The 19,502-nt window shown below is 64.4% G+C and carries 15 protein-coding genes; 7 read left to right on the top strand and 8 right to left on the bottom strand.

Going from position 1 to position 19,502, the window contains the following annotated elements:
• Positions 1-14: 14 nt before the first annotated feature.
• The gene (locus AC1DWA_RS15170; protein ID WP_019747820.1) at positions 15-311 is read right to left on the bottom strand and encodes an MGMT family protein; all 297 of its coding nucleotides are present in this window, start codon (positions 309-311) and stop codon (positions 15-17) included.
• A gap of 10 nt (positions 312-321) precedes the next feature.
• Positions 322-1,110, bottom strand: a complete 789-nt coding sequence (locus AC1DWA_RS15165; protein WP_195849581.1) for an alpha/beta hydrolase — start codon at positions 1,108-1,110, stop codon at positions 322-324.
• A 52-nt stretch (positions 1,111-1,162) separates the two neighbouring features.
• Between AC1DWA_RS15165 and AC1DWA_RS15160 the strand changes: the two genes are divergently transcribed.
• Together AC1DWA_RS15160 and AC1DWA_RS15155 are read left to right on the top strand one after the other, a co-directional pair.
• The gene (locus AC1DWA_RS15160; protein WP_477916783.1) at positions 1,163-4,525 is read left to right on the top strand and encodes an ATP-dependent helicase; all 3,363 of its coding nucleotides are present in this window, start codon (positions 1,163-1,165) and stop codon (positions 4,523-4,525) included.
• Complete coding sequence (locus AC1DWA_RS15155) at positions 4,526-7,918, top strand: ATP-dependent helicase (RefSeq protein ID WP_477916781.1); 3,393 nt, start codon at positions 4,526-4,528, stop codon at positions 7,916-7,918.
• Here AC1DWA_RS15155 and AC1DWA_RS15150 read toward each other — a convergent pair.
• Positions 7,915-8,316 (bottom strand): DoxX family protein, encoded by a 402-nt coding sequence (locus tag AC1DWA_RS15150; RefSeq protein ID WP_477846060.1) that lies wholly within the window; start codon positions 8,314-8,316, stop codon positions 7,915-7,917. The two genes, AC1DWA_RS15155 and AC1DWA_RS15150, sit on opposite strands and share 4 nt — an antisense overlap.
• A 156-nt stretch (positions 8,317-8,472) precedes the next feature.
• Between AC1DWA_RS15150 and AC1DWA_RS15145 the strand changes: the two genes are divergently transcribed.
• The gene (locus AC1DWA_RS15145) at positions 8,473-9,540 is read left to right on the top strand and encodes a potassium channel family protein (RefSeq protein WP_003942296.1); all 1,068 of its coding nucleotides are present in this window, start codon (positions 8,473-8,475) and stop codon (positions 9,538-9,540) included.
• A 38-nt stretch (positions 9,541-9,578) separates the two neighbouring features.
• Positions 9,579-10,478 (top strand): NAD(+) diphosphatase, encoded by a 900-nt coding sequence (nudC, locus tag AC1DWA_RS15140; RefSeq protein WP_477846059.1) that lies wholly within the window; start codon positions 9,579-9,581, stop codon positions 10,476-10,478.
• Between the two features lie 30 nt (positions 10,479-10,508).
• Here nudC and AC1DWA_RS15135 read toward each other — a convergent pair whose 3' ends face one another.
• Positions 10,509-10,766, bottom strand: a complete 258-nt coding sequence (locus tag AC1DWA_RS15135; protein WP_003942350.1) for a mycoredoxin — start codon at positions 10,764-10,766, stop codon at positions 10,509-10,511.
• A gap of 103 nt (positions 10,767-10,869) precedes the next feature.
• Here AC1DWA_RS15135 and AC1DWA_RS15130 point away from each other — a divergent pair, with 103 nt between their 5' ends.
• Entirely contained in the window at positions 10,870-13,008 is a 2,139-nt protein-coding gene (locus AC1DWA_RS15130; RefSeq protein ID WP_029537946.1) for an ATP-dependent DNA helicase UvrD2, read from the top strand.
• Between the two features lie 512 nt (positions 13,009-13,520).
• Positions 13,521-13,844: a WhiB family transcriptional regulator gene (locus AC1DWA_RS15125; RefSeq protein WP_003942321.1), complete on the top strand. Its 324-nt coding sequence runs from the start codon at positions 13,521-13,523 to the stop codon at positions 13,842-13,844.
• 26 nt (positions 13,845-13,870) lie between these two features.
• Here AC1DWA_RS15125 and AC1DWA_RS15120 read toward each other — a convergent pair whose 3' ends face one another.
• The 3 genes from AC1DWA_RS15120 to AC1DWA_RS15110 all read right to left on the bottom strand — a co-directional run bounded on the left by AC1DWA_RS15120 (position 13,871) and on the right by AC1DWA_RS15110 (position 17,632).
• Complete coding sequence (locus tag AC1DWA_RS15120; protein WP_477916779.1) at positions 13,871-15,214, bottom strand: ABC1 kinase family protein; 1,344 nt, start codon at positions 15,212-15,214, stop codon at positions 13,871-13,873.
• A 4-nt stretch (positions 15,215-15,218) separates the two neighbouring features.
• Entirely contained in the window at positions 15,219-16,130 is a 912-nt protein-coding gene (locus AC1DWA_RS15115) for a hypothetical protein (RefSeq protein ID WP_477846058.1), read from the bottom strand.
• Between the two features lie 101 nt (positions 16,131-16,231).
• A complete protein-coding gene (locus AC1DWA_RS15110; protein ID WP_019747829.1) occupies positions 16,232-17,632 on the bottom strand; it encodes a zinc-dependent metalloprotease in 1,401 nt (466 codons plus the stop codon).
• Positions 17,633-17,755: 123 nt separating this feature from the next.
• Here AC1DWA_RS15110 and AC1DWA_RS15105 point away from each other — a divergent pair, with 123 nt between their 5' ends.
• Positions 17,756-18,778, top strand: coding sequence for a YlbL family protein (locus AC1DWA_RS15105; RefSeq protein WP_042951437.1), 1,023 nt, complete (start codon positions 17,756-17,758; stop codon positions 18,776-18,778).
• A 41-nt stretch (positions 18,779-18,819) separates the two neighbouring features.
• Here AC1DWA_RS15105 and AC1DWA_RS15100 read toward each other — a convergent pair whose 3' ends face one another.
• On the bottom strand, positions 18,820-19,422 hold the full coding sequence (locus AC1DWA_RS15100; RefSeq protein WP_019747831.1) for a PPA1309 family protein: 603 nt from the start codon (positions 19,420-19,422) through the stop codon (positions 18,820-18,822).
• Positions 19,423-19,502 lie beyond the last annotated feature (80 nt).

Raw genomic sequence — 19,502 nt, 5'->3', positions numbered from 1 at the left:
CCGGTGACACGGGATCAGAAGTGAAACCGTGCCTTCTTCAGGTCGATCCGACCCTCCTTGATCGGTACCCCTTCGAGTTCGAGCTTGGCGATCTGACGATGAGCCAGGTGCGCCGACGGTTTGCCGGAGGCGCCGAGAACCCGATGCCACGGCAGGTCGGCAGAGTCCGTCCGCATGATCCAACCGACCGTGCGAGCACTGGAAAGTCCTGCAGCATCAGCGATATCGCCGTACGTCGCCACGAAACCGGCCGGAATCGACGCGATGAGTCGCCGTACCTCTTCGATCTGCTCTTCGGTGGTGGCTGCCATGTCGGTTCCTTCAGAGCACGCTGCGAACGAGGGCGGCGACTTCGTCGGCCCGCACGTGCGGGACCATGTGGTCACAGTCGAATTCGACGCTGGTCAGATTTTCACCGAGGTGCTCGGTGAGCGCTGCCCGGAACTCGTCGGTGACGTACGGAGGCTGGACTTTCATTGCTTGAACCAGCACGGTCGGCATCGAAGGCGGTGGCAGCACGATCGGGCGAGCGAGTTCGCCCCACCCGGTCACGATCGCGGGCGTGGACAGGCGCCAGTTGACGCGCCCGTTGCCCAGTTGAATCAGGTGCTCGGCCATCTCGACGTCGAGGTCCTGGGTGGAAACCTCACCCCACGAGCCGTGAATCTTCTCGGAGTACGCCTCGGCCGCATCGGTGTAATCCGGTGAGCCGATTGTGAGTTCGGCCACTTCCTGCATGAAAGTCGGATCCAAGCCGATCGCTGGATCGAGCAGAACGAGCCCACGAACGCGTTCCGGCGCGGTGGCCGCGAGGTGAAGCGCCAGCATTCCGCCGAACGAATGCGCGACGATCACCACCGGTCCGTTTGCATGTTCGTCCAGTGTCTCGAGCAGGCTCTCCACGTGGGATTCGATGTTCCACGGGGGAGCCCAGGTCGAGCGTCCGTGACCACGCAGATCGGGCGAGATCCAGCGCGCTTGGGGCAGTTGGTTCTCTGCCATCGACTGCCAACGGCGGCCGTGACCGGTCAGACCGTGCAGCGAAAGGATCTCCGGCGCCCCGACGGGTCCGTAGAGATACGTATGGAGTGCAGACACGAGGTCAATCATGCCGGAAGCAGGCGATGTGTGAGTTGTCGGTGCGCTCTGGTGGAATGCCTGGGTGAGTGAGACGGCAACACGCAGCAAGGTCACCATTCCGCGGGCGCGGTTGGTGCACCGAACTGCGCCGTCTCCGATACCCCGAACGTGGGATGAAGGGACGACGCGGCTCTTCGCGCCGCCGTCCGAGGATCCGTTCCAGCTCGCGTTCGGCCCTGTTTCATTCGGTTCGGCAGCGGCTTGGAATCCCTGGCAGGTACTCGGCAGTCCCGGAACCGGCAAGACGTCCCTTCTCGTGGATCTGGCAGTGCAGAAGATCTCGGGTGGCGAAGATCCTGAATCGGTCCTGGTGCTCACCCAGTCACGCCGAGCCGCGACGCAGGTCCGCGAGCAGATCACCGCTGGGTTGCTCGGGTACCAACAGGAACGCGGACCGCAGGCAACCCGTGAGCCGCTGGTACGCACCGTTCACTCTTACGCCTTTGCCGTTCTCCGGCTTCAAGCCGCAGCACACGGCAACGCGCCGCCACGCCTGATCACCGGCGCCGAGCAGGACTCGGTGCTCCGCGAGATGTTGCGCGGCGACATCGAAGACGGTGCGCTCCGGTGGCCGGAGCGCCTGCGACCCGCATTGGGTTTGAACGGCTTTGCCGTCGAACTTCGAGATCTGATGCTGCGAGCCAACGAGCGCGGGCTCGGCCCCGAAGATCTGGTCAAGCTCGGCAAGAAGCGTGGCCGTCCGGAGTGGGTGGCGGCCGGGCGGTTCGCCGAGGCCTACGAGCAAGGCGTGCTGCTGCGCGGCAGTGTCGGTGTCGAGGCTCCGGAGGCGACGGCGCCGGCGCTCGACGCGGCCGAGTTGATCGGTGCGGCCTTGACCGCGTTCGCCACCGATCCCGAATTGCTTCGCTCCGAGCGCGCTCGGATCCGGCACCTCCTTGTCGACGACGCACAACATCTGGATCCGCAGGCGGCGCAACTGGTTCGGTTGATCGGAACCGGAACTGCGGGCACGGTCATCGCCGGTGATCCCGATCAGTCCGTCTTCGGATTCCGCGGTGCGGATTCGGCGTTCCTGCTCGGACTGGCCGAGCGCGGAGACGAGCGCCAGATCGTTCTGCCCGTCACGTATCGCAACAACGCCGACGTCGCGTCGATCGCGGCCAAGATCGCTGCGCGGCTGCCCGGCAACTTGGCTCATCGCATCGCGGTTCCATCCGATCTCACCGATSAGAATCCGGGACGGGCGTCGGTGCGGGTTCTCGGTACGACGGCCAAAGAGGCGGCAGTCGTCGCAGATACCTTGCGCCGGGCGCATCTGCTGGACGGGATTGCGTGGTCCGACATGGCCGTCATCGTGCGGTCGGTCCCGCGCACTCTCGCCCCTCTCCGGCGAGCCCTGCTCGCGGCGGGGGTGCCCGTCACGACCGCAGCCACCGAATTGCCGCTCGCGCGGCAACACGGAGTGTCCGGCCTGCTGCTGGTCCTCCGGGCGCTCGGCGGCGATCAGTTCACCGGCGACGACGCGCTTGCCCTGATGGCCGGTCCCATCGGCGGCGCCGAACCGGTCACCCTGCGCCGGTTGCGTCGTGGCCTGCGCCGAGTCGAGTTGGCATCGGGAAGTGATCGGGACTCCTCGGAGTTGTTGCGGCTCATTCTGATCGACGAGGATCGTGCGCAGTCCAAGCGCCTGATGGGCAAGCTGACAGACGTCGAAGCTGCGGCCCTCAATCGCGTGCTGTCGGTCCTTCGCAAGGCCCGAGTGCCTCTCGAGCGTGGTCTCGGGGTCGAAGAAGTTCTGTGGGCGGCCTGGCAGGCGACGGGGCTGGAACGGCGCTGGGCGGCCGCGTCGGCGCGCGGCGGACCGATCGGCTCACAAGCCGATCGAGACCTCGATGCCGTAGTCGCACTCTTCGACGCGGCTGCCAACTACGTCGACCGGCTGCCGCGTTCGCAACTCTCCGGTTTTGTCGACTACTTGACCAGCCAGGAGATACCGACCGACTCGCGGAGCCGATCGGTCATCGCTCCCGACGCCGTCACCGTGGTCAGCGCTCACGCCGCGGCGGGGCGCGAATGGGCGGTTGTGGCGGTGGCGGGTGTGCAGGAGGGGCTCTGGCCGAGTTTGCGGGCACGCGGCTCGCTACTGCGTACCGAAGCACTTATCGACCTGGTCAACGGAGTCTCCGACGGCAGTGACTCGGCTGCCGAACGACTCTCGCGAACCGCGCCGCTTCTGGCCGAAGAACGCAGGTTGTTCCTGGTCGCCTGTAGCCGTGCTCGTCGCCGTCTGCTGATCACCGCAGTCGAATCGGCTTCGGGGGACACCGACTTGGTGCCTTCGCGGTTCGTGGACGAATTGATCCGTGGTGACGCGTACTCGGACGACCCGTCCTCCGATCTCGACGTCGTTGCACCCGAGACCGGGGATACCCGGGTTCTGTCGCTGCCTGCACTGGTCGCACAGCTTCGCAGCGTGGTGTGTGATCCCGACATCGCGCATTTCGACCCCGAGAAGCATTCTCGGGCTGCTCGCCAGTTGGCCCGTCTGGCTGCGGCCGGAGTACGAGGCGCGCATCCGGATCAGTGGTACGGCACAGCCGAGCCGAGTACCGCTGCTCCCATGTGGCAGCCCGAGGACGGACCGGTTTCACTGTCCCCGTCCACCATCGAGCTTCTCGAAACATGTCCTCTCCGATGGGTGTTCGAGCGTCATGGTGGCAGCGACGGAGACAACACTCATGCGATCGCCGGTACGCTGGTCCATACTTTGGTGCAGGCACTGGCCGGCCGGATTCCACCGGATCAGGTCGAGAAGGCACTCGAAAACGCCTGGGAATCCATCGATCTGGGATCGCAGTGGTACTCGCGCCGTGAACTCAATCGAACGCGGGAGATGCTGGCGACGTTCACCGCATGGATGAACGCAACTCGCGGTGAGCTGACCGAAGTCGGCGTCGAGGTCGCGGTCGAGGGGGTCCTCGAACCGCGCGAAGAAGGAGCGCCTGCGGTCAAGCTACGTGGCCGGATCGACCGGCTCGAGCGCGACACCGAAGGTCGCCCGGTGGTTGTCGACGTCAAGACTGCGCGAAACCCCGTCAGTAACGAGGCCGCGCAATCTCACGCGCAGTTGGCGGCGTACCAGGTCGCAGCGGCCGAAGGTGCGATTGCCGGCGAACCGGCCACACAACCCGGCGGTGCACGCCTGGTATTCGTGGCCAAGTCCAACAAGAAGGACGGTGCGGCGCAGCGAGTTCAGCCGCCGCTGACGGCCGAAGCCGTCGAGATGTGGCGAGACGTCATTCACAACGCTGCCGCAGCGACCCAAGGACCGCAGTACCTGGCCAGGGTCAACGACGGATGTAGACATTGCCCGGTGCGTTCGAGTTGCCCGGCACACGACGAGGGACGACAGGTGAGTAACTAAGTGGCTGCCGCGACGCAGAAGGCACGCCGACCGAAGATCGACCCTGTCGACCTGGCGGTCGCGCTCGGTCAGCACCCTCCGACGCCCGAGCAGGCAGCAGTGATCGCCGCACCGCTCGGTCCGACATTGGTGGTCGCCGGCGCCGGTGCCGGAAAGACCGAGACGATGGCTGCTCGCGTCGTGTGGCTGGTGGCCAACGGCTTCGTCGACCCCGAGGCGGTTCTCGGCCTGACCTTCACGMGCAAAGCGGCGCAACAGCTCACGTCGCGAATCCGCAAGCGGTTGGCGCGGCTGGCGGGTTCGGACGTTCTGCGGGCACTCGACCCGACCGGCGGAGTGCGTTCCCGGATTCTGGCCGGCGAACCCGAAGTCAGTACCTACCATGCTTACGCGGGACGGTTGCTCTCCGAACACGGACTGCTGTTGCCCATCGAACCCTCGGCGACGTTGTTGTCCGAGACCGAACTGTGGCAGGTTGCGCACCGCGTCGTGAGCGGCTGGGACAGTGATCTGGACACCGACAAGAATCCGGGTTCGATCACCGAGACCGTTCTGGCTCTTGCCGGTCAGTTGGCGGAGCACCTGGTCGATCCCGAGCAGTTGCTCGAGGCACACACCGAGCTGGACAAGCTGATTCACACTCTGCCCGCCGGCCCGAAACAGCGGGGTGGACCGAGCAAGGAGTTGTTGAATTACCTTGATGTGCAACATAAGCGCATCGAACTGTTGCCTCTCGTCGCCCGGCTGGGTGAGACGCTGCGGCGTGAAGGCGCATTGGATTTCGGCAGCCAGATGTCGCTGTCTGCCCGGGTCGCCGCCGAGYATCCCGAGGTCGGGCAGACCGAGCGTGAGCGCTTTCGGGTAGTTCTTCTCGACGAGTACCAGGACACCGGTCACGCTCAGCGAGTGTTGTTGTCCTCGTTGTTCGGTGGGGGAGCCGACGGCCGCTTGGCACTGACGGCCGTCGGCGATCCGATGCAGTCGATCTACGGTTGGCGCGGCGCGTCGGCGGCCAACCTGCCACGGTTCGCAACCGATTTCCCGCTTGCCAACGGAAAGCCGGCTCCGACGCTCGAACTGCTCACCAGTTGGCGTAACCCGCCGGAGGCTCTCGAACTGGCAAACCTGTCGTCGGCACCGTTGCGTCGACGCGGTGTGGCGGTCAGCACCCTTCGTGCGCGACCGGGAGCCGTCGCCGGAGACGTTCGACTGGCGTTGCTGGGCGACGTCGAACAGGAACGTCAGTGGGTGGCGGAGAAGATCGCCGGAGAATACGAGGCGGCACGTGCCGAAGACCGCCCGACGCCCACGGCAGCGGTGTTGATCCGCCGGAACGCCGATGCCGCTCCGCTGGCCGAGGCCTTGCGGTCCAAAGGTCTGCCGGTCGAAGTTGTCGGGCTCGGTGGGCTCCTGCACACACCCGAGGTGGCTGACGTGATCGCCATGCTCCGGGTGGTCGCCGATCCGCTTGCAGGAAGCGCTGCCGTTCGGCTGCTCACCGGCGCGCGATGGCAGATCGGCGCGAAGGACCTGGCCGCACTCTCTCAACGCTCCCGCGAACTTGCCATCTCCGCGGGATACGGAACGGCGGGTGCGGTCACCGACGCCGAGGCGCTCACCTCGGCGGTCCACGATGCTCTGCCCGGGGAGAACGCCGAGCAAGCAGGATTGGTCGACTCGATCTCCGATCCAGGCCCGGCAGAACGCTATTCGGCTCTCGGGTACACACGCATCAACGCGATAGCGGCAGAGTTGGCGTCGTTGCGCGAACGTATCGGCCAGCCGCTCACCGAATTGGTGGCGGAGGTCGAGCGGGTGCTCGGGATCGGAATCGAGGCGGGCGCGCGGACCCGAGTCGGTGTCGTCGGGACCGCGGGCCGCGAGCATCTCGACGCATTCGCCGACGTCGTCGCCAACTACGCGACGCGTCCAACTGCCAATCTGACCGGGATGCTGGCTTTCTTCGCGGCAGCCGAACAGATCGAAAAGGGCCTAACACCAGGCGAAGTGGAGGTGGCGCCGGATCGGGTTCAGATCCTGACCGTGCACTCGGCGAAGGGGCTCGAATGGGAAGTAGTGGCGATCCCGCATGTCAGCGACGGGGTGTTCCCCTCGTCCACCGCGTCCGGATCATGGCTCGGGGCGCTCGCCGAACTGCCACCGTCGTTGCGTGGTGACCGGGCGGTCGACGCGGATTCGGCCGACGGAGTTCCGGTGCTCGACCTCGAGGAGCTCTACAACCGCAAGGACCTCGAGAACGCGATAACGGCGCACAAGAAGGCCTTGTCCAACCGTCGACTGGACGAGGACCGGCGGTTGTTCTACGTCGCGCTGACCAGAACCGAACGGGCGCTGTTCATCTCGGCGCATCACTGGGCGGAATCCGGTTCGGAACCGAAGGGGCCTTCGGAGTTCCTGGACGAGCTGCATCAGATGGTCACGGCCGACAACGATGCCGATGAGGAAGACTCACGCGGTGCGATCGGCGTCGTGGAGGAATGGGCGCCGGCCCCGGAACCCGATACCGAGAACCCGTTGGCCGCCACGCCCCGTACGGCGCAGTGGCCGCCGGATCCGCTGGGTGCGCGGCGCGGCGCCGTCGAGGCCGGAGCCGCGAGCGTCCTGTCCGCACTCGCTTCGCTGCCGCAAGACAGCGAAGAGGCGGAAGAACCGGAGGACGATCCGGAGAACTGGGCCTCGGACGTCGACGTGCTCCTGGCCGAGCGCGAGGCCCGCGCAAACGCGCGTGCCGAAGTGATTCTCCCGGCGCAGCTTTCGGTGACTCAGCTCGTCGACCTCAAGGCAGATCCGGACGAACTGGCGGCTCGCCTACGTCGTCCGTTGCCGTATCCGCCCAACCCGTTGGCTCGTCGCGGAACCGCTTTTCACGCCTGGATCGAGCGAAGGTTCGGTGCGACTCGGCTGTTGGATCTCGACGAGCTACCCGGCGCCGCGGATACCGGCGCGGGTCCCGAGACCGACCTGGTGAAACTTCAGGATGCGTTCTTGCGGTCCCCGTGGGCCAATCGCAGCCCGATCGAAGTGGAAGTTCCTTTCGAAACATCCATTGCCGGAACGGTTTTGCGCGGTCGGATCGACGCTGTGTTCGCCGATCCCGACGGCGGATGGACGGTGATCGACTGGAAGACCGGTGCCGAACCGTCGGCCGCCAACGAGGACGCTGTTGTGATGCAGTTGGCCGCGTATCGGGTGGCCTGGGCCGAATTGATGTCAGCCAGAGCTCGTTCGGCGGGGCGCAACGAACAGTTTCCGGCCGACAAGGTGCGGGCGGCGTTTCACTACGTTCGATCGGGTCGCACCATCGCTCCCGAGAACCTGCCGGACGGTGAGGCTCTCGCTCGCCTCATCCGAACGGCAGGCGCGCAAGATTAGCTTGCGTTTCGACGAGCCTTGAGTGCTTCGGTCACCAGCGGAACCTGCAGTGGGAGACGTGCGATCGAACCGATCTTCTGCGGTGTGGACGTCTTCGGGCTTCGGCACCAGTCGATCGCCATCTGGATGTTGGCGGGGAACACGGCAACAAAGAGCGCGGCGGCAAGGCCCGCGCCGAGCTTGCGGGTCTTCGGCACGGCCAAGGCAGCGCCGATCGCCAGTTCCGCGACGCCGGACACCTGGGTGTAGGTGCGGGCCTGTCCGGGAAGATGGCGGGGAACGGTGCTGTCGAAGAACGAGGGCGCTGCAAAATGCATGGTGCCGGCGCCGAGAAGGAGGGCCGACAAACGAAGAGCGGCCGCTTGGCTGGGAGTGGACGTCGAACCGGTGAAAGGCATTTGCCCAGCCTGCCTCACGGTGGACCTTCTTGCCACTACCGGCGCCACGACCCGCGCGCTATTCGGCGCCCGAGTTCCGAAGTCGATCTTCGAGGGTTACGCTGCCTGCCGATGTCCGTGTAGGTATTTCGTAAGTTCGAGTGAGAGAGTCGATGTATGGCCGGTAAGCTCCGGGCGCGTTTGACCAGGTCGGAAGCATTGACCGATCAGCCTGACTTCGCCCTTGTCGGGGTGCTGCGCATTCCCCAGCTACAGACAAGTCCGGCGCGGGCCATCTACAAGCGAGTTCTCATCGCGTTGGGTGCCCTCGGTGCCGCCGTGTTGATCGTCTACATCGATCGCGCCGGATACCGAGACGCACAGGACAACGAGCTGTCGCTGCTCGACTGCATCTACTATGCGACGGTTTCGCTCTCGACCACCGGCTACGGCGATATCACTCCGTTCACTCCGTCGGCGCGCCTGGTCAACGTCCTGTTGATCACGCCACTTCGAATCTTCTTCTTGATCGTGTTGGTCGGAACCACACTTTCAGCTCTGACCGAGAGTTCGCGTCAGGCGTTCAAAATTCAGCGTTGGAGGCAGCACGTGCGTAATCACACCGTCGTCGTCGGATACGGGACCAAGGGGCGGACGGCGATCGAAGCAATGCTCGGTGACGGTGTACCGGCGTCGGAGATCGTGGTCGTCGATACCGATCAGACAGTCCTCGACTCCGCGGCGAGCAAGGGCCTGGTGACGGTGTTCGGTTCGGCGACGAAATCGGACGTACTTCGGTTGGCAGGTGCGCAGAATGCGTCGTCGATCATCGTGGCCACGAATCGTGACGACACCGCAGTGCTCGTGACACTGACAGCCCGCGAAATCGCGCCGAAAGCCAAGATCGCCGCAGCCATCCGTGAAGCCGACAACGCGCATCTTCTGCGTCAGTCCGGCGCAGACTCGGTGGTCGTGTCCTCGGAGACGGCAGGTCGACTCCTCGGCATCGCGACCACAACGCCGACTGTCGTGGAGATGATCGAAGACCTTCTGACCCCGGAAGCCGGATTCGCGATCGCCGAGCGCGCAGTCGAACGTGACGAGGTCGGCGGCTCTCCGCGTCATCTCTCCGACATCGTGCTCGGGGTAGTTCGCGACGGCCGTCTGGTTCGCGTCGGTTCGCCCGAGGTGGACGCCGTCGAGGAGAACGATCGCCTGCTCTACATTCGCCGCGTCACGAACTGAGTGCTGCCGAGCTTCGTGCGCGCAGTAATGTCGTGAGCGTGAACGACTTCCAGCTGACCGAAACACCGCTGCTCTCACGCTCGAGCGTCGGCCGCGCCGAGGAATTGCGGTCGGATGCCGCCGCACTGACCACGGGTTGGGCGGACGCGCTGCTCGTCCGTGTGAATTCACGGGGTCAGGTCAAGGTCTCACCGGAAGGTCAGTTGGTCTTCGCCGAGGCAACCGAACTGGGTCCGGAACCGGTGCGCGGTGCAGTGTTCCTGGGAATTCGGGAGAATCACCACGTCTGGGCGGTGCGGGTGTCGCTGCTGGCGGGCACGTTGTCCGAATTGCGCATGCTCGGCGGAACACTCGACGACGCGGACGCCGGTTTGTTGACCGGTGCCGTCGCGATTCTCAACTGGCACGACAGTGCCGGATTCAGCGCTATCGACGGCGCACCGAGTGAACCCACCATGTCCGGCTGGTCACGCATTTCCACGTCCACCGGCCACGAGGAGTTTCCCCGAACGGATCCGGCGGTCATCTGCCTGGTGCACGACGGCGGCGATCGAGTTCTACTCGCTCGTCAGCCGACCTGGCCGCAGCGACGTTTCTCGATTCTCGCGGGATTCGTCGAGGCCGGGGAGTCACTTGAAACGTGCGTTGTCCGCGAGATCAAGGAAGAAGTCGGCATCGACGTGCACAGCGTTCGATACCTCGGGAGCCAGCCTTGGCCGTTCCCGCGCTCGGTGATGTTGGGCTTCGCCGCAATCGGCGACCCCGCCGCTCCGCTTCTGTTCGCGGACGGCGAGATCGCCGAGGGCACCTGGTTCACGAAGGACGAGGTGCGTGCCGCTCTCGAACTCGGCGACTGGGGTTCGGAAGCGGACGCGCCACTGCTGCTGCCCGGCTCGATCTCCATCGCTCGCGGAATGCTCGAGAGCTGGGTCAAATAGGAGCTGGGTCAGACAACAGCCTGAAAGGCTCTACAGACCCAGGGCCTGCTTGACCTGGTTGAGCGACGGGTTGGTCGCGACGCTGCCGTCGCCGTACTTCACGGTCGGAACGACGTGATTTCCACCGTTGACGCTGCCGACGAAATCGGCTGCTGCCGGATCGTTCTCGATGTCGATCTCGGTGTACTCGATCCCCGACGCGTTGAGCTGCGTCTTGAGGCGGCGGCAGTAGCCACACCACGTGGTCGAGTAGATGGTCAGGGCAGGCGCATTTTCGGTAGAAGTCACGGCCGATATAACACCACGACCGAGAGCGTTGTTCCGTATCGGCCCGTGTTCTCTTGCCCACATACCGTCGGGCGCGGCGAATGGAGTGTCGGAACGTCCTGCCATGATGGTCCCCATGCCTGCGGACACCGGACTGGATCCAGAACAATCGGCCGCCGTGCTCGCGCCACGCGGCCCGGTGTGTGTCCTCGCGGGCGCTGGAACAGGCAAAACCCGCACCATTACCCGCCGGATCGCGCATCTGGTCGCCGACGGTCATGTCTCGGCCGGGCAGGTGCTTGCCGTGACATTCACCGCTCGAGCGGCCGGCGAAATGCGTGGACGGCTTCGTGAGCTGGGGGTTGGTGGAAGTGGGCCGCAGGTACAGGCTCGCACCTTCCACGCCGCCGCTCTTCGTCAACTCAAGTACTTCTGGCCGCAAGTGATCGGTGACACCCCGTGGCGTCTGCTCGATCGGAAGTTCGCGGTTGTCAGCAGTGCCGCCGCTCGTGTCGGGTTGTCCACCAGTACGGAAAGCGTGCGCGACCTCGCCAGCGAAATCGAGTGGTCCAAGGCCTCACTGATCGCGCCCGAGGACTACCCACGCGCGATAGCCAAGATTCGTCGCGAGGCGCCGGTCGATGCCACCAAGGTTGCGCAGGTATACGCGGCATACGAAGAGCTGAAGGCACGTGGACAGGACGGAATGCTCCTCGATTTCGACGATCTCCTACTTCACACCGCGGCTGCGCTCGAAGAGCATTCGACGGTTGCCGACGAGTTCCGCGAGCGGTACCGCTGCTTCGTGGTCGACGAGTATCAGGACGTCACCCCGCTGCAACAGCGGGTGCTCGACGCCTGGCTCGGCGACCGCGACGACCTGACCGTGGTGGGCGATGCGAATCAGACCATCTACTCCTTCACCGGCGCCACCCCGAACTATCTGTTGGACTTCTCGCGGAAATTCCCCGAAGCGACCGTCGTCCGGCTCGAACGGGACTACCGCTCCACCCCTGAGGTCGTGTCGCTGGCGAACCGCGTGATCGGTGCAGCGCGCGGACGGATCGCCGGGACGCGTCTTCAGTTGATCGGGCAACGCGCTCCGGGGCCTGAGCCGGAGTTCATGGAGTTCGACGACGAGCCTGCCGAAGCGCTCGGCGTTGCGCGGGCGATCAAACGGCTGATCGCGGCAGGCACTCCAGCGGCCGAGATCGCTGTTCTGTATCGGATCAATGCTCAGTCGGAGGCGCACGAGCAGGCACTCACCAAGCTCGGCATTCCGTTCCAGGTGCGTGGTGGAGAGGGCTTTTTCACCCGCACCGAGGTCCGTCAGGCAGTGGCGGCGCTGCGTCAGGCCGCCGGACGAGACGACCTTCCCGAAGGCGCAGACAACGGCGAAGCGCTGGTTTCACTGGTTCGCGCTGTACTCGCGCCACTCGGTCTGACCAACGAAGAACCTTCGGGCACGCAGGCCCGCGAGCGCTGGGCGTCGCTCTCGGCTCTCGTGGCGCTGACCGAAGAACAACTCGTCCACGAACCCGAACTGTCGCTCACCGGGCTTCTACAAGAGCTCACAGCCCGAGCCGAGGCGCGGCACCCACCGACCGTGCAGGGCGTGACGCTGGCTTCGCTTCACGCGGCCAAGGGGCTCGAATGGGATGCGGTGTTCCTGGTCGGCCTCAACGACGGCACCCTGCCGATCCAACACGTTCTCGGCGACGCCAATTCGGGCGCCGACGACGTCGCGGTGGAGGAGGAGCGTCGGCTTCTGTACGTGGGGGTTACCCGCGCCCGCGAGCATCTGCAGCTGTCTTGGGCATTGGCTCGCAATGAGGGTGGACGCAAGTCCCGTCGCCGGTCGAGGTTCCTCAACGGGCTCATCCCCGAGGACTCACCGGCTTCGCGCGTTGCCGCGCCGTCGTCGGGGAACAAGAAGCGTCCGCGCTGCCGCGTCTGCGGCAAACCGTTGATCGGGACGTCGGCGACAATGCTCGGGCGCTGCGAAAAATGCCCGTCCAATGTCGACCTGGAATTGCTCGAGCACCTCAAGGCCTGGCGTCTGGACAAGTCCCGAGAACTCAAAGTTCCGGCCTATGTCGTCTTCAGTGACAACACACTGATGGCTATTGCCGAACAACGACCACAAGACAATCGTGGGCTGGTTTCGATCCCTGGAATCGGGCCGAAGAAACTCGACAACTTCGGGGAAGACGTACTAGCTGTCATTCGCGGCGAACTGCGTGCGGCAACACTCGATATCTGAAATGCGTCCGAATCGACAACGGTGAGTTACATAACCGCAGGTCAAAAATAGGTTGTGCAGATTCGACGAATTCTCTACTCTGGTTTTCAGTGTTACGGGGCAACCTGTGCGCAGAAACTATCCGGACCGACACGAAATGGAGGTGGCAAATAAATGACGAACTTGATCTCGTATGAAGCGTGCGCAAGCGCAAAGTTCGCTGTTGCCGCCCCCATGCTGCCGCGTGCAGCGGGATGGGCGCAGCATGCGTTCCGCCTGCGCCCTCAAGCAGCAGCAAAGAAAGCAGCTGTCGAGTCCGTGTTCTTAAGCCATCGAGGTATTTCTCGGTAGGACACATCCGTTCACTTACGGCCACGGACCCGCAGCCCCTGCGGACCGTGGCCTTTGTGTTGGATACCCCTCTTTATCCGGTTTCCGACTCGGCTCAGGTTCGCACCCATCGAACCCATATCGTGCGACACAGTTTCGCATCCGAGCACTAGGAGACCGAGTTGTCTGCCCAGACAATCCGCGTGGAATCCGAAAACTCCACCACTGCAGTAACTTCCACCGACGTCACTTCGGCTGCAGTCACGTTCATCGAGGTCGCGTCCACCCGCCGCGACCTGCCGTGCCGGGCATCCAACCCCGATCTCTGGTTCGCCGAAGCTCCGGCCGAACTCGAGCAGGCGAAGGCACTGTGCGCGCAGTGCCCCATCCGTTCCCGTTGTCTCAGTGCGGCTCTCGACCGCGCCGAGCCGTGGGGGGTGTGGGGAGGCGAGATCCTCGATCAGGGGGCCGTCATAGCGCGCAAGAGACCGAGGGGGCGCCCACGCAAGCAACTCGTGTGCGCGTGAGAGCCCTATTCGGCGGAGCCGGTGCCTTAGTCGGCGGAGCCGGTGTCATCCAGAACCGGCTCCGCGAACCCTGGCAACCAACGAGTCAGGATTTCCATGTACGGGGCATATGCGTCCAACTGGGCGMATATGCCGACCGAACCGAGAAGAACTCGGAAGATCATCAAATACTCGGCCGGAAGGTTGAGTGCACGGGCCGTTCGGAACTGCGCACTGTTGAAGTCAGTGGCGGTTCCGGCGGCCTTTTGCAGCCACGACCGAGTGAAATGAAATGACTCGGTCTGGATCGGGTCGGTGAAGGGTCGCAGGTAATCCGCGATCTCCTTGTCGGTCACCGTGCGTCCGGGAATCACGAAACCGTTGGCGCGCAACAACTCCGTCAATTCGTCGAATTGTTCCTCGACAGCCAAGCGCACCATCGTGCCGAGAACCCGTGGCAGTCCGTTCGGGAACGGCGCAGCCGCACCGAAGTCGATGACGCCGAGTCGGCCGTCCGCGAGAAGCATGAAATTGCCGGGGTGCGGGTCGCAGTGGAGCAAGCCGACACGGGCCGGAGACGCGAAGTGGAATTCGGCGAGTAGTGCACCGGCAGCATTGCGCTGCTCCGGCGTTCCACTTTCGATGATTCTGGTCAACGGGGTTGCCGTCATCCATTCGGTCACGACCACTTTCGGCGCGCTCGCCACGACGTGCGGGATCACGAATTGGGGATCTCCGTCGAATTCTTTTGCAAAAGCTCGCTGATTGTTCGCCTCGATCCGATAGTCGAGTTCTTCTTCGGTGCGCGCGGTGAACTCCTCGATCACGGGGCGCACATCGACACCGGGCATGACCGAACCGAAGAGACCGGCAAATCTGCCCAAGGTCTTGAGGTCGGCGCGTAGAGCTTCGTCGGCGCCGGGGTACTGAACTTTCACGGCTACGTCGCGGCCGTCCGCCCAGACCGCACGGTGAACCTGCCCGATGCTTGCCGACGCGGTCGGTTCGTCGTCGAACGACTGGAATCGGTCGCGCCATTTGGTTCCGAGTTGCTGATCGAGCATCTTGTGTACTTGCTTGGTCGGCAGCGGTGGGGCGGCGGCTTGGAGCTTGTTCAGCGACTCGCGGTACGGCTCCGCGAATTCCTCCGGAATCGCCGCCTCCATGACGCTGAGCGCTTGGCCCAGCTTCATCGCGCCGCCCTTGAGTTCGCCCAGCACCGCGAACAGTTGCTCGGCGGCCTTCGCGCTCAACTGCGCGTCGATCTCGCCTTTGTCGCCGCCGGCGAGCTTGCGTCCGAAGCCCATGGCGGCGCGACCGGCCATCCCCAGGGGGATGCTCGCGAGTTTGGCAGTACGGGCAGAACTCTTGCGTGGGATCTCGGACACCACACCATCATGTCTGACTGGGGCGTCCTTTGCCCGAAACAGGTGCCAGGTATTGGCAACTGCAAGATATTTGCCGAGGCCAGCGCCTGGTTGTGATCCGATACGGACGGAGCGCGATCTCGAGCGTCGACGACAGACTCGCCGCATACGTCGCCGCTGTCTCGGATATTGCGGAGTCGATCTCGGCCAGGGCCAGCGCGACACTTGCATGGATCATCGCCGATTCCGCGTGGCCGGCGCTGCCGAGTAGCTGCGCGGACAGATGAAGCCAATGAGGGTCGAGTTCGGATCGGATGATGTCGGCGCATCGCAGGCAACTCGACTGGCCCGGCACGACAAGAGGACCGATCACACCGTTGCCGTCGCGGATGCGGACGGAAAGGTGGGGGAGTCCGCAGCGAACGAGATCGCTGACCAGGCGAGGATCAGTGACAACGTCGTCGGCCAGGACCACCAGTTGTTCGTTCCACGTGCGCACGACGTCGGTGTTGCGATACCCGCGCGAGCGACGCGTGCTTACCCCGCCGGTGACCAGGGCGCGCTCGACGGCGTCCGAGAGTGGACCGACACCGTGGATCCGGACGGACACGGTCCTCCTGGCGGCAGTGTGGACGAATCCGGAATCGGTGAGTTGCTCGAGCAACTTCTCCGTCACCGAAGTCGAAATCCCGCGCGTCGATGCTTCCCACAGGATGGTCGCGCGGGATCTGGAGCCGTCCATTTTGCGGAGGATCGACTTCACCGCGCGCGGATCGACCCCGACAGGCAGCGTCAGCAGGACGGCACGTCCGGGTGTCCATCCCAGCTGCAGTCGACCGTCCGGGCGCGACAGAACAGCGATCCGCGGGTCCCATCGGGGTCCCGCGGATCGCTGTGACGTGCTGTTCTGTGTGGTGTCGTCTTGCGTGTCACCGGTCATCGTTCGATGCTGGCACGGCGGGCCGTCGGCGAGTCCGCGTCAGTGACGGTTATCCACAGGACGTCAGCATGGCTGAACTGCGAAAATGTGTCGAGAAGGAATTATTTCTCTTCGTCGTCCTCGCGGGTCTTGTCCATCGCTGCCTCGGCCGCACGCTCTTTTGCCTCGACGGCTTCGAGCTGGGCGATCGGGTCGTCGAAATTGCCGGCTTCGCCGCCGCCGAGGACCCGGGCGACAAATCCGTCCGGTGCGTCGAGATCGCTCGAATCGGGCATGAGGTCGGGATGTGACCAGACGCCGTCACGAACGTCCATACCGGCTTCCGCGGTGAGCTTCTGCCACAACCCGGCCGCTTCACGGACCTTGCGAGGACGAAGTTCCAGTCCGACCAGCGTCGCAAAGGTCTGTTCGGCGGGGCCGCCGGTGGCACGGCGACGCCGCAACGTCTCGCTCATCGCGGCAACACCAGGCAGTCGCTCGCCGAGTGCGGCGGTGACGACCGTCTCCACCCAACCCTCGACCAGCGCAAGCAGAGTCTCGAGCCGTTCGAGAGCGGCTTTCTGCTCCGGGGTGTTCTGCGGCTCGAACGTGCCCTGCTGCATCAATGCTTCGAGCTTGCTCGGATCGGTGAGAGCGGACGGGTCGAGGTCCTTGGCAAATTCTTCCATCGCCGAGAAGTCCATCGTGATCCCGCGGGCGTATTCCTCGACTGTGGCGAGAACGCGCTGTCGCAGCCACGGAACGTGACTGTAAAGGCGCTGATGAGCTGCTTCCCGCGCGGCGAGGAACACCAGAACTTCCTGATGCGGCTGTTCGAGACCCTCACTGAACGCCTGAACCGCAGCGGGGAGTAGGGCCGCGGTGCCCTCTGGTCCGAGGGGCAAGCCGATGTCGGTGGAGGAGAGCACCTCGGTGGACAGTTGGCCGAGTGCCTGGCCCAATTGCGAGCCGAACGCGAGTCCACCCATCTGGCCGAGCATGCCCAGCATCGGGCCCGCCATCTGCTGTGCTTCGGCGGGAAGTCCCTGGACCCACATGCCCGCCACCTTCTCGGCCACCGGATCACAGAGTCGCTTCCACGTGTCGATCGTGTTGTCGAGCCAGTCGTTCGGAGTCCAGGCGAGAGTGCGGCTCGCTCCGGCCGGAAGCGTCGTTGCGGCGTCCAGCCACATCTCGGCCAGATGTGCGGCGTCGGCGATCGCCTTGACATTGCCCTCGGTGATCGGTGTAACCGATCCGATCTGTTGGCGTGCCAGCTTCTTGGCGATGTCGTAGTTCACCGGACCGGAAGTACCGCCCTGGCCCATCGACGAGCCCATCCCGCTCAGCATCTGACCGAACTGGGTGAGCATCTGGCCGAGCTGAGCCGGATCGAATCCCTCACCGCCCGCGCCGAACCCGAACGGCGTGTCACCACCCCCGAACGGATTGCCACCCGCCGCGTTCTTGTCGCGATCGGGATCGTCGTCGGAGTTGGAGAAGCCGAACGGCATATTGCTCATACCTCAACGGTACAAGGCTCGAGCGGTCGGAGTCGCCCTCCGAGTCACGCTGACGGCGAACACGCACGGCGCTCAGGCGGTGCGATCGGTGCTCCGGCGCCTTCGCGCTTTACTCTGGATCAGGTGAATCGACGGATAGTGACGCTCTTGGCCGCACTCGCACCCATCGTCGTGTTGGGAGTCGTCGGAACAATGGTCACTGTTCCTTATGTCGCACTCGGCCCTGGCCCCACCTTCAACACCCTCGGCGACGTCGACGGTAAGCCCGTCGTCGACATCCAGGGGACCGAGGTCGATCCCACCGACGGCAACCTCAACATGACAACGGTGTCGGTTCGCGACGGCCTCAACGTCTTCGAAGCGTTCGGACTGTGGGCGAGTGGCAGCAACGGACTCGTCCCTCGCTCGGAGATCTATCCGCCTGAGAAGTCGAAGGAAGAGATTCAGCAGGCCAACACCGCCGACTTCCAGCAGTCCGAGGACAGTGCCGAGTTGGCTGCACTGCACTTTCTCGGCAAGCCGGTGGCACTCACTGTCTCGAAGGTGACCCCGGACGGCCCCGCTGCGGGTGCCCTGCAAGAAGGCGATGTCCTGGTCAAGATCGGCGACACTCCGGTAACCACCATCACCGGCGTTCAGGACACGGTCGGTGCGATCGCGCCAGGCACCGCGATCGACGTCACCGTCCTTCGCGAGGGTGTGGAGACCGTTGTGCCGGTCACCGTCGGGGCGCGGCCCAACAAGCCCGAATCGGGTTACCTCGGCGTCACGCCCAACGAGGTCCCGGACGTTCCCTTCACCGTGCAGTTCAACCTTGCCGACATCGGCGGTCCTTCTGCCGGACTGATGTTCACACTGGCCTTGGTGGACAAGCTGACTCCAGGGGAGCTCAACGGCGGAAAGTTCGTGGCCGGAACGGGCACCATCGACTCCGACGGCGAGGTCGGTCCGATCGGCGGTATCAGGTACAAGTTGATCGCCGCCTCCGAAGCCGGTGCTGAGACCTTCCTCGTGCCGGCCCAGAACTGTGACGAGGCGAAACAGAATGCGCCGGACGGGCTTCGACTCGTCAAGGTCGACAACCTGCCCGGCGCAGTGGACTCACTCGAAAGCCTCAACACGGGCGGCGACGCACCCCGCTGCTGAAACCTGCCTTGCCGAAGACAGGCTCGGTCAGTCTTCTTCTTTCAGTCTTCTTCGACCTCGTCGAGCGTCGCGTACAACGCGTGAACCAGGTGAGGTGCAAGACCGTCGTAGGTAAGCAGTTCCAGGTCACCGTACGGATCCGCATCCTCGTCGGGACGCATCTGCAGAAGCGACAGCGAAGGACCGTCACGGAGCACGCCGACGAACAGTCGAGCCTCGCGTCGATCGGGATGCGCGTTGGCCGTCAGTCGCGCGACCTCGTCCGCAGCATGCTGATCGGTCAATACCGGCGCCGTGGCGTGATCGAGATCCGATTCCGCCTCGGGCGGCAGGACGACGATCTCCTGAACCAGGATGCAACCCTGCACCGACTCGGGCCAATGCGTCGTTGCCAGGAACTCGTCGAGTGCCCGTGAACCGCCGATGATGTCCTCGGGAAGCGATTCCTGTTCGATCGGTGTGTATTCGGCGCCCTCGGCGAGTTGGTCGAGCAGTCCGGGTTCGGCCGCGGCGAGCATTTCGGTAGGCACCAACGCGTACAGCTTCGGCGGTTGATCCCAGCCTTCGGCGTCGATGTGGTCGACAACTTCATGAACGCACCGGGCGAGGGCACTCGGTGATCTGCTCATATTCTCTTCACTCACACGTTCATCCTCCCACCTTCTGTCCGGCTCCCTGCTCTCCGTGTTGTCAACCCGTGACCGTTGTTACGTAGAGTGGTCGG

This window comes from Rhodococcus sp. P4_F3_2, assembly GCF_056401335.1.
The sequence above is the reverse complement of the archived record's forward strand: the minus strand, read 5'-3'. Positions and strand labels throughout refer to the sequence as shown.